The sequence below is a fragment of the Mesorhizobium sp. CU3 genome, assembly GCF_006442965.1.
In the GTDB taxonomy this organism is placed as follows: Bacteria; Pseudomonadota; Alphaproteobacteria; order Rhizobiales; family Rhizobiaceae; genus Mesorhizobium.
In genome coordinates this window covers 200538-211243 of the sequence record NZ_VFWX01000013.1, presented here as the reverse complement: position 1 = coordinate 211243, position 10706 = coordinate 200538, and the positions used below count along the sequence as shown (strand labels likewise).

Annotated in this window: 9 protein-coding genes and 1 pseudogene; 2 read left to right on the top strand and 8 right to left on the bottom strand. The window is 62.7% G+C overall.

What is annotated here, in order from left to right:
- Positions 1-238: pseudogene (locus FJ988_RS20950) on the top strand (NAD kinase); the annotation flags it as partial.
- Positions 239-596: 358 nt separating this feature from the next.
- Positions 597-2180: a DEAD/DEAH box helicase gene (locus FJ988_RS20940; RefSeq protein ID WP_181183622.1), complete on the top strand. Its 1584-nt coding sequence runs from the start codon at positions 597-599 to the stop codon at positions 2178-2180.
- An 82-nt stretch (positions 2181-2262) separates the two neighbouring features.
- Here the strand turns inward: FJ988_RS20940 and FJ988_RS20935 are convergent, their stop codons facing one another.
- The 8 genes from FJ988_RS20935 to FJ988_RS20900 all read right to left on the bottom strand — a co-directional run bounded on the left by FJ988_RS20935 (position 2263) and on the right by FJ988_RS20900 (position 10684).
- Positions 2263-2871 carry a hypothetical protein gene (locus FJ988_RS20935; protein WP_140820244.1) on the bottom strand — a complete coding sequence of 203 codons (609 nt, stop codon included), beginning with the start codon at positions 2869-2871 and terminating at the stop codon, positions 2263-2265.
- Between the two features lie 242 nt (positions 2872-3113).
- Positions 3114-3764: an OmpA family protein gene (locus FJ988_RS20930; RefSeq protein WP_140820243.1), complete on the bottom strand. Its 651-nt coding sequence runs from the start codon at positions 3762-3764 to the stop codon at positions 3114-3116.
- A gap of 158 nt (positions 3765-3922) precedes the next feature.
- Positions 3923-4291 carry a GFA family protein gene (locus FJ988_RS20925; protein WP_140820242.1) on the bottom strand — a complete coding sequence of 123 codons (369 nt, stop codon included), beginning with the start codon at positions 4289-4291 and terminating at the stop codon, positions 3923-3925.
- Positions 4292-4433: 142 nt separating this feature from the next.
- The gene (locus FJ988_RS20920) at positions 4434-4811 is read right to left on the bottom strand and encodes a hypothetical protein (protein ID WP_140820241.1); all 378 of its coding nucleotides are present in this window, start codon (positions 4809-4811) and stop codon (positions 4434-4436) included.
- 230 nt (positions 4812-5041) lie between these two features.
- Positions 5042-5446, bottom strand: a complete 405-nt coding sequence (locus FJ988_RS20915; protein ID WP_140820240.1) for a GFA family protein — start codon at positions 5444-5446, stop codon at positions 5042-5044.
- A 31-nt stretch (positions 5447-5477) separates the two neighbouring features.
- Positions 5478-6609 (bottom strand): peptide chain release factor 2 gene (gene prfB, locus FJ988_RS20910; RefSeq protein ID WP_140820239.1). Its coding sequence is split into 2 segments (ribosomal slippage): positions 5478-6542 and positions 6544-6609, totalling 1131 coding nucleotides; the frame shifts between segments, so codons are not numbered across the junction.
- A 129-nt stretch (positions 6610-6738) separates the two neighbouring features.
- Entirely contained in the window at positions 6739-9195 is a 2457-nt protein-coding gene (locus tag FJ988_RS20905) for a penicillin-binding protein 1A (RefSeq protein ID WP_140820238.1), read from the bottom strand.
- A 232-nt stretch (positions 9196-9427) separates the two neighbouring features.
- Positions 9428-10684 (bottom strand): N-acetylmuramoyl-L-alanine amidase, encoded by a 1257-nt coding sequence (locus FJ988_RS20900; RefSeq protein WP_140820237.1) that lies wholly within the window; start codon positions 10682-10684, stop codon positions 9428-9430.
- Positions 10685-10706 lie beyond the last annotated feature (22 nt).

Sequence of the window (10706 nt, the reverse complement as noted above, 5' to 3'; positions counted from 1 at the left end):
GGTCCGCCGGTCCCGCCGGCGCGGCGGGGGGGCCGCGCTGCTGGCGAACAAGGCGACGGTGCGCTTCGATATCCTGGAATCCGAAAAGCGCCCGGTGAACGCCGCCGCCGACCACACCGAAGTCAAGGCGGTGACCTCCGTGACGGTGCGGGAATCGCCGACCAAAACCGCGACGTTGCTGTTCGATCCCAACCATTCCTGGAACGAGCGTATCCTTGCAGAGCAGTTCCGCTATTGAGCCGGCACAGCGAAATTGTTTCGATTAAAGCGTGTCGCGCTGAAACGAATTCAGGCGACACGCTTTAAGTCTCTGTTTTGATGCATGTCGTTGTCCCAGAACCGCTGCACACTTCTGGGCGACATGCTTTAAGTCACTGTTTTGATGCATGTCGTTGTCCCAGAACCGCTGCACACTTCTGGGCGACATGCATTAAGCATCGCGATTAAGGTTACGTGCTCACAATCGCCGGTTTTCCGGCCGTTTCTGTTGACAAATCGCGGACTTGCGCCTAACTGCAAGCCCGATCTTGCAGACGCGCGGCGCCTGCCGCAACACGTGTTGCGATTTTCCTAAACCAGCCAAAGACATCAAACACTTGTCCTCAGACGCCACGACCGCTCAAGAAGCGTTGACCTTTTCGGACCTCGGCCTTTCGCCGAAGGTCCTTTCCGCAGTCACCGATGCCGGCTACACCAAGCCGACGCCGATCCAGGCTGGCGCGATCCCGCATGCGCTGCTCGGCAAGGATGTGCTGGGCATTGCCCAGACCGGCACGGGCAAAACCGCCTCCTTCGTGCTGCCGATGTTGACGCGGCTGGAAAAGGGCCGGGCACGGGCTCGCATGCCGCGCACGCTGATCCTCGAGCCGACGCGCGAGCTCGCCGCCCAGGTCGAAGAAAACTTCGTCAAATACGGCAAGAACCACAAGCTCAACATCGCATTGCTTATCGGCGGCGTCTCCTTCGACGAGCAGGACAAGAAGCTCGAGCGCGGCGCCGATGTGCTGATTGCCACGCCGGGCCGTCTGCTTGACCACCGCGAACGCGGCAAGCTCTTGCTCAACGGCGTCGAGATCCTGGTCATCGACGAGGCCGACCGCATGCTCGACATGGGCTTCATCCCCGATATCGAGCGCATCTGCGAGATGATCCCGTTCACGCGCCAGACGCTGTTCTTCTCGGCGACGATGCCGCCGGAGATCACCAAGCTGACGGAAAAATTCCTGCATGCGCCGGTGCGCGTCGAGGTATCCAAGGCTGCCTCCACCGCCACCAGCATCACGCAGCGGCTGGTGAAGTCCGGGTCCAAGCCGTGGGAGAAGCGTGAGACGCTGCGCAGCCTGATGAAGGCCGAAGACGCCGATCTGAAGAACGCCATTATCTTCTGCAACCGCAAGGTCGAAGTGTCGGAGCTTTTCCGCTCGCTCTTGAAATATGACTTCGACGCCGGCGCGTTGCATGGCGACATGGACCAGCGCGCACGCATGCAGATGCTCGCCAATTTCCGCGACGGCAAGCTGCGCTACCTCGTGGCCTCCGACGTCGCCGCGCGCGGCCTCGACATTCCCGATGTCAGCCACGTCTTCAACTACGACGTGCCGATCCACGCCGAGGACTATGTCCACCGCATCGGTCGCACCGGCCGCGCCGGGCGCTCCGGCAAGTCGTTCACCATCGCCACCCGCTCCGACACCAAATATGTCGATGCCATCGAAAGGCTGATCGGCGCCAAGATCGAGTGGCATGACGGCGACCTGTCGACGGTGACCGAAAGCGAGGGCGAGGATTCGCCGCGCCGCGGCCGTGGCGCGCCGCGCCGGGCCGGCCGCAAGGACGAGGACCGCAAGGGCCGCGGCAAGAGAGACCGCCACACCAAGCCAGACACGGACGTAGCGCCGGAGGCGATCGCCGACGCGCAGCCGGCGGCCGAAGTCGCCGACATTGCAGAGCGGCGCGCCCGCAAGGATGCGATCCGCTCCGAGAACGAGCGCAAGGGCACAAGCAGTCGAAACGATTTTGGCAATCGCAACGACTCCAGCAATCGCAACGAGCAGCGTGGCGATGCCCGTCCGCCGCGCGACCAGAACCGCCCTGCCCGTCATCGCCGAGAAGAGGACGACGGCACCGTCGGCTTCGGCGACGATGTGCCTGCCTTCATGCGGATCGTCGCAAAGGTCTGAACTCCGATCGATGCAGCAGACATGAAAACGGCCCCTTGAGGGCCGTTTCTTTTTTCACTGCTTCGCCCGAGGGATCAGCCTCCTACATCGGTCCGGGCATCATCTTGGTCGGTTTTTCCAGCATCGGAAACTCGGCCTTGCTGCATTTCACGTTCGGATTGGTCGGGCTGAACATGCCGTTGGGGTTGTCCCTGAAAAGCCAGGCGTGCAGATCGTAGTGGACGAACTCCCTCGGGATGAGCGGATAGTGCCCTTCCATCGGACCCATGAATTTCTGCCCGAACAAGGATGGAGCCTCCTTGGTGTCCGGCGTCAGCGGCATCAGCCACTCCACGCCGACAAGTTTCAGGCCCTTCTTGGTCGGCTCGTAGATGAGGACGTTGGGTTTCATCGGGTCGAGCGGCTTGCCGATGCTGGGCACGTTGACGAAATGGATGCCCATGGCGCCCTTCGGATAATACATCGCTCCGGCGACCTTCTCGCCCGCGTAGTGGACGCAGCCGACGGTCGACAGATAAAGGTCGCGGACCGCCGCGGTATAGTCTTCATACTTGGCCAATGATTTCTTCAAGGCCTCGATGTCGGCCTTGTTTGCGTCTTCAGCCCGGGCCGTGCCGGCGCCGAACGACGCGCCGAGAAGGCCAGCCAAAACAAGGACGCCGCAACGCCCAAGGCGAACTGCTCTTGTCATGCATTCCTCCCAGATATTTCATCTGGCCGTGCAAGACCGAGGCGGGAAATGCTGATTGCGCGGCCAGTTGTACCGCCTCATCCCCTCTGGAACGGCACTGATGCTAGTCCTTTCGATCACTGCGGGAAAGCAGTGATTTAGACCTAGCTAATTTTCTTTTGAAAACGACACGCTGGCCCGTGTTCGCACAAACGAAAACGGCCCCGCGCGGGGCCGTCTTGCAACTCCATTCGCCGACCTGATCAGGTGAGCGGCGAGAGCTGGATCTCGACGCGCCGGTTCTGCTCGCGGCCCTGGGCCGTCGCATTGGAGGCGATCGGGCGCGTCTTGCCGAAACCGGTAACGGCGAAGCGGCGCTGATCGACGCCCTGGCCGGCCAGGTAATTGGCAACGGCGAGCGCGCGGCGCTGCGACAGATCGAAATTGTGCTGGTCGCCACCGGTCGAATCGGTGTGGCCGAAGACGTCGACGGTGGTCTGGCGGAACTTCTTCAGCACCAGCGCCACCGAGTTCAGCACCGGATAGAAGCCAGGCTTCACCGCATCCTGGTCGACATTGAAGGTGATGTCGGACGGCATGTTGAGGATGATCTGGTCGCCGCTGCGGGTGACGCTGACGCCGGTGCCCTGCAACTGACGGCGCAGCTCGGCCTCGTTCTGGTCCATGGTCGCGCCGATCGCGCCGCCGGCCAGCGCGCCGATGCCGGCGCCGATCAAGGCGTTGCGGCGGTCGTTGCCGCCGGCGAGCAGACCGAGGCTGGCGCCTGCCAGCGCGCCGAGGCCGGCGCCGGCCGCCGTGTTCGAGATCTTCTGGTCGCCGGTATAGGGGTCGGTGGTGGTGCAGGCGCTCACCAGCAGAGCCGTCGCCACGGCGACGAGCACGGTCTTCTTCATGAAATTGATCCCTCTCAATTCGCGGCCGCGCGGCCGCGCCAAATCAGCCCTTCCGGAAGCCTTGTAGCACGAAATGCGGCGAAAAACGGAACAGGAAAACGGCGGAAAAATGCTTCATCTGCAATGGTTGCGGCCGGCATCCCTCGCACCGATGCCGGCTACCAAAGATTCTTGCCGTCGATCACCACCACCTCAACCTTGTCGAGGTCGAAATCATCGAACAGGCGGGAATTGACGCTGATCTTGGGATTGTCGAAATCCGGCTTGCCGGTCGACCAGTCCGGCGTTTCGGTGAAGGTGCCGCAGCCACAGGTGGCGCAAAAGCCGTGTTTGACGGTTTTTGAACCCCATTGGTAGAAGGCCACGTTTCCGGGCGGGCTGGTTAGCTTGAATTGCGAAGGCACATAGTAGGCCCAGAGCGACCCGCGCTTGGAGCAGAACGAACATGTGCATTGCGTCACCGTCTGCGGCGCTTCAGAAACCTCGAACGTCGTCGCCTTGCAGTGGCAGCTTCCCTTGATGGTCATCGATCACCTCTCCATTGTCCGCCGCCACGCCGGATCCCCTAGCGGCAACGCAACATAAAGAAGCGATCCTGACAACTGTCTGTCAGCAGCTTCGGCAGATATCCTGCCGCGATTTCAGGACCTCGCGCTAGGCCGCCCGGTCCTAGTAAGAAGGCGGCGGCACGAACAGGCAAATGGTCCTGCCGGCATCGAGCCCGGCCTGGTGCGCGCACCAGTGATATTCGCCGTCCGGCGAATTCCTGATGCGCTTGTCGCTGTAGGCGACGACTTCGCCGGTGCCTTGTATGACGTAGCCCTCGGGCCGCTCGCTGATCGACGACTGCGGCACTTCCTTGCAGTCGTAATTGGCGCAGCAGGCAAAGGGATAGCTCCAGCCTTGCGGGAGCGCTGCCGTCGGCTTGGCGTCATGGGCGAAGGCCGGCATGGCCAGCATCGCGACGGCACCGGTCGCAAACAGGGACAATAGCAGTCGGCCAGGCGGTCGAGCGGCTTGGGCCGAACTTAATGTGGCAGAAGACATCGAAGCGTTCCTTTCGAGCATCAAGCGTTTTCGCTTGCCCGTTCCCGGAACGTGTCTTCCCAGTGGCCGGATCGTCTCGCAGTTATGCCGCGTCCGGCCATAAATGCTTTTGTATCACAGCGGCGAGGCTGCGCTGATTCCTTGGTCGGCGCAATAACCCGCCGATTGAGCACTCCAGGCAATCCGCGACCGGTCACAAACGGGATTGCGGCAACGGACGTTCCGGCCACTCAGCCGGGAACATGCTCATCATACTGCGGCAGGTCGTCGGTGATTGTGAACCAGTTCGCCTTGGAGCCGACAAAGATGTGAGCGCTCGGCCGGATGGCCGGCTCGTCCACGAGTGTTCCCATCGGCACATGAACATAGGCGCCGTCGCGCACCAGCGAATAGAGCAGCGAGCCGCATTGCCCGCAATGTGCGTCGTGGCCGCTAGAGTCGCCGTAGATCAGCAGCCGGTCGTCGCCAGCGGTCAGGCGAAATTTGTCACGCTCGATGCCGGCGAAAGGCTTGAAGGCCGAGCCCGTCGTGCGACGGCAGTTGGAGCAATGGCAGTTCGCTGCGTAAGCGAATTCATCCGCCACCTCGTAGGTAACCGCGCCGCAAAAGCATTTTCCGACAAGCTTGCGCGTCACCGGCGCCTCCTTCATGCGACGCCGGGATACTCTAATCGAGGTCCGCCACCGCTTCGCCGGCGCCGCCCTCGATGCGATGCGACAGCGAGGCTTCCATGAACTCGTCGAGGTCGCCGTCGAGCACACTCGATGGCGAGGTGCTTTCGACGCCGGTGCGCAAGTCCTTCACGAGCTGGTAGGGCTGCAGCACATAGGAGCGGATCTGGTGGCCCCAGCCGATGTCGCTCTTCGAGGCCTCGGTGGCGTTGGCGACCGCTTCGCGCTTCTTCAGCTCTTCCTCGTAGAGGCGAGAGCGCAGCATTTCCCAGGCCTTGGCGCGGTTCTTGTGCTGCGACCGCTCGGCCTGGCAGGCCACCGCGATGCCGGTCGCCAGATGGGTGATGCGCACAGCGGAATCGGTGGTGTTGACGTGCTGGCCGCCCGAACCAGACGAGCGATAGGTGTCGATGCGCACGTCGGATTCCGAGACATCGATCTCTATCTTGTCGTCGACGACAGGATAGACCCAGACGCTGGAGAAGGATGTGTGGCGGCGCGCATTGCTGTCATAGGGCGAGATGCGCACCAGGCGGTGCACGCCGGACTCGGTCTTCAGCCAGCCATATGCGTTGTGGCCCTTGATCAGCACCGTGGCCGACTTGATGCCCGCCTCTTCACCGTCATGGACTTCCAGCACCTCGACCTTGAAGCGGCGGCGTTCGGCCCAGCGCGTATACATGCGCAACAGCATCGAGGCCCAGTCCTGGCTTTCGGTGCCGCCGGCGCCGGCATGGATTTCGAGATAGGTGTCGTTGGCGTCGGCCTCGCCCGACAGCAGCGTCTCGACCTGGCGGGCCTTGGCTTCGCCCTGCATCGAACGCAGCGCGGCTTCAGCCTCGGCGATAATGCCGGTGTCGCCCTCTTCCTCGCCAAGTTCGATCAGGCCGATATTGTCTTCCAGTGCCTGCGTCATTCCCTTGACGGCGGCAATGCCGTCTTCAAGCTCCTGGCGCTCGCGCATCAGTTTCTGCGCTTCGATCGGGTCGTTCCAGAGGCTGGAATCCTCGGCGCGCGAGTTCAGGTATTCAAGCCGCTTTACAGCCTGATCCCAGTCAAAGATGCCTCCTCAGCAGGGTTATCGCCTGCCTGATCTCGTCGACAATGTTGAGCGTTTCCGCGCGCATGGCTGTTGGTTCTGTCCTGTTCTTTTCGGTCTTTTCGGATAAGGCGCGATACATAGGCACGGCATCGCCGCCTGTAAAGCGAAATGGGCCGGCGCTTGTTGCCGGCCCATTCCGCGAAATAACGATACGTCAGTAGAGCCCGCCGCCGCCGCTCTGGATGGCCTGGTTGGCTTGTGGCGACAACGGCCCGCCGGCGCCGTTGGAGCCGTCCGCGCCCATGCCGATCACCCAGTAGCTGTCGGCCGGGCCGGTGCCGGGCTTGAACGCCTCGATGATGGTGTTGGGATCGCCTTCGGCGGCGCGCATGCCGGTCTTGCGGTTGATGGCGATGAGCTTCATGCCCTCCGGAACCTGGAAGTCGGTGTTGGGCTTGCCGTCGAGCGCGACGCGCATGAAATCCTTGAAGATCGGGGCCGCGAGGCCGCCACCGGTGGCGCCATGGCCAAGGCCGCGCGGCGTGTCGTAGCCCATGTAGAGGCCGACGACGAGGTTGGGCGTGAAGCCGATGAACCAGGCGTCCTTCTCGTCATTGGTGGTACCGGTCTTGCCGGCGATGTGGCGGCCGAGCTCTCCGATGGTGGCGCCGGTGCCGCGCTGCACGACGCCTTCCATCATCGAAGTGATCTGGTAGGCGGTCATCGGGTCGAGCACCTGCTCGGAATTGTCGACCAGTTCCGGCTCTGGCTGGTTCTTCCATTCGGTGGCGTTGCAGCCTTCGCAGCCGCGCTCGTCCTGCTTGAACACGGTCTTGCCGTAGCGGTCCTGGATGCGGTCGATCAGCGAGGGTTTGATCGACTTGCCGCCGTTGGCCATGATCGAATAGGCCGAGACCATGCGCATGACCGTGGTTTCGCCCGAGCCCAGCGCCATCGGCAGATAAGGCGCCAGATGGTCGTAGACGCCGAAGCGTTCGGCATATTCGACGACCAGCTTCATGCCCATGTCGTTGGCGAGCCGCACCGTCATCAGATTGCGCGACTTTTCGATGCCGGAACGCAGCGTGGCCGGGCCGGCGACCGTGCCGTCATAGTTCTTCGGCGTCCAGGTCGTGTTGCCGCTTTGGATGGTGATCGGACCGTCCATGATCACCGAGGCCGGCGTATAGCCGTTGTCCAGCGCCGCCGAATAGACGATCGGCTTGAACGAGGAGCCGGGCTGGCGCATCGCCTGGGTGGCGCGGTTGAACTCCGACTGGGCGTAGGAGAAGCCGCCAACCATCGCCAGCACGCGACCGGTATGCGGATCCATGGCGACGAGCCCGCCTTCGACCTCCGGCACCTGGCGCAGCATATAGGTGTTGTCGGAACCTTCGTTCTTCTGCACAAAGACGACGTCGCCAGGCTCCAGCACCTCGGCCGGAGACTTCGCCCTGACGGACTTGCCGTTGACGAAGTGGCGCATGGCAAAGCTCATGTCGTCCTTGCTGACGGTGCCCTGGACACGCTCCTTGACGAGATCGCCGGAAATCTGCCGCCCCGGCTGCAGGCCGATGGTCAGGCCGGCATCCGAGCTGTCCAGCACGACGGCCAGCGTCCATTCCGGGACATCCTCGAGGCCTTTGACGTTGCCGAGCGGCACGCCCCAGTCGCCGGAGACGTCGATATGCGTCACCGGTCCACGATAGCCGCGCAGCATGTCGTATTTCAGCAGGCCGTTCTGCAACGACTTGCGGGCGATGAGCTGGATTTTAGGATCGAGCGTCGTGCGCACCGACAGGCCGCCCTCATAGAGCGCGTTCTCGCCGTAGCGGGCAATGATCTGGCGGCGGACTTCCTCGGTGAAATACTCGCCGGCGAACAAATACGACCCATTGCGGCGCGGCTTCACGCCGAGCGGCTCGGCCTTGGCCTTGTCGCCTTCCTCGCGAGTGACGTAGCCGTTCTCGACCATCTGGTCGATGACCCAGTTACGGCGCTCTATGGCGCGGTCGGCATGCTTGAAGGGATGGTAGTTGTTCGGGCCTTTCGGCAACGAGGCGAGATAGGCGGCCTCGGCAACCGTCAGTTCGTTGACCGACTTGTCGAAATAGGTGAGCGCAGCACCCGCGACGCCGTAAGCGCCGAAGCCGAAGAAGATTTCGTTAAGGTAGAGCTCGAGGATGCGGTCCTTGGAATAGGCCTGCTCGATGCGGAAGGCCAGGATCATCTCCTTGATCTTGCGCTCATAGGTCTGGTCCGAGGTGAGCAGGAAGTTCTTCGCCACCTGCTGGGTGATGGTCGAAGCGCCGACCTGGCGCCGGCCGGAACCGAGATTCTGCAAATTGACGATGATGGCGCGGCCGAGGCCGGTGATGTCGATGCCCGGATGGTTGTAGAAATTCTTGTCCTCGGCCGACATGAAAGCGGCCTTGACGCGATCGGGGATCGCCTGGATCGGCAAATAGAGGCGCCGCTCGCGCGCGTATTCGGCCATCAGCGAGCCATCCGAGGCGTGGATGCGCGTCGTTACCGGCGGCTCGTATTTGGCCAGCACCTCATAGTCGGGCAGGTCCTTCGCCACATGGCTGATATAGATGGCAACGCCGGCAGCCACCAGCAGCGCCAGCGTGGTGCCGATGCCGAAGAAATAGCCGATGAGACGAATCATGCCCGCTCCAGTCCGAGGTTCGGGATTTTCCTAAACGAAGCCGCTTGCCGCGCAAGCTTCCCGGAGCGGTCCCAATCCGCAATGGAAGAGCATTGTCGCGACCATGTGGACAAAATACGGCAGCGCCGGATTTCAGGACTCGGTCCTGTCGATAATAGCGCCGTGTGTTGTCGTCGTGCAACGCCTGCTTGTGGTTGTAGGCGGCTGGCGGTTGTAGCCGGCTGCGCTTCGGTCAGCCGCCGGTGGCGGTCCCCGTCTTCGCCGAAGCGAACAGGGCGACCGCATTGGTGATCGACTGGGCGGCCTTGCCGCGCCAATCGGCGTTGAGCAATTGCGCCTCGTCCTTGGCGTTGGACAGATAGCCGAGCTCGACCAGGACCGACGGCACATCCGGCGCCTTGAGCACCCTGAAGCCCGCGGAACGCTGCGGATTGTTGATCAAGCCGACATTGGTCGACAGCTGGCCGACCAGCGTGTGGGCGAAGCTCATCGAGAAATTGTGGGTTTCGCGACGGATCAGGTCGATCAGGATGTCGGTGACTTCCTTGTCGTCGTCCTTGATCTTCATGCCGGCGAACTGGTCGGACAGGTTTTCGCGATCGGCAAGCGCCTGGGCTTCGGGATCGGACGCCTTGTCGGAAAGCGTGTAGACCGTGGCGCCGCGAAGGCCCTTGACGGCAATCGTGTCCGCATGGATCGAGATCAACAGATCGGCCTCATGCTGGCGGGCGATCCGGACGCGGTCGTCGAGTGTGAGATATACATCCGTGTCGCGCGTCATGAACACGTCGTATTTCCCAACCGCGGCCAGCTTGTCGCGAAGTTCCGTGGCAAAAGCGAGCGTGACGTTCTTTTCGATCGTGCCGGCAGCGCTTTCGGCGCCGCCGTCGACGCCGCCATGACCCGGATCGATGACGACTGTGAAGCGGTGGCCGGGCGCCGAGATCGGCCCGGTGCCGACCCGCTCGCCCTTGTCGGTGGACACGGTCGAACCGGTGGTCAGCGACTGGTTGGCCAAAGCTTCGTCGAATTCGCGCTCGGAAGCGGCCGAGATGTCGATGGCGATGCGATAGCCGCTGCCGTCATCGTTCTTGAGCACGTCCAGCTTGTCGACGGCGAACGGTCCCTTGCCGGTGAGGATGATCCGCGATGCCTCCCCCTGATCGCCGTAGCGGACGGCCCGCACCAGACCGCGCGGCTTCACGTCCTTGGCGTCGAGCGCGAATCGCGTGTGCGGGAGATCGACGACAAGGCGATTGGGACCGCGCAGCAGGAACCATTTGAGGTCCGGCTCGCGATCGAAATTGATGACGATGCGCATCTTTGTGGCGTCGCCCGCCATCTTGTAGCCGGTCGCGCCGAGCATGGCATCCGCATGCGAAACAGCGGCAAGACCAAGGAGCAGCGTGAGCGCGAGGAGGGCCGAGGCAATGAACCTGAGCCGCCCTGCGGCGCCACGCCCCTTGTCTGCGCTGCCTGCCAGTCCCATCTCTAATCCGTCGCTCCCGTTT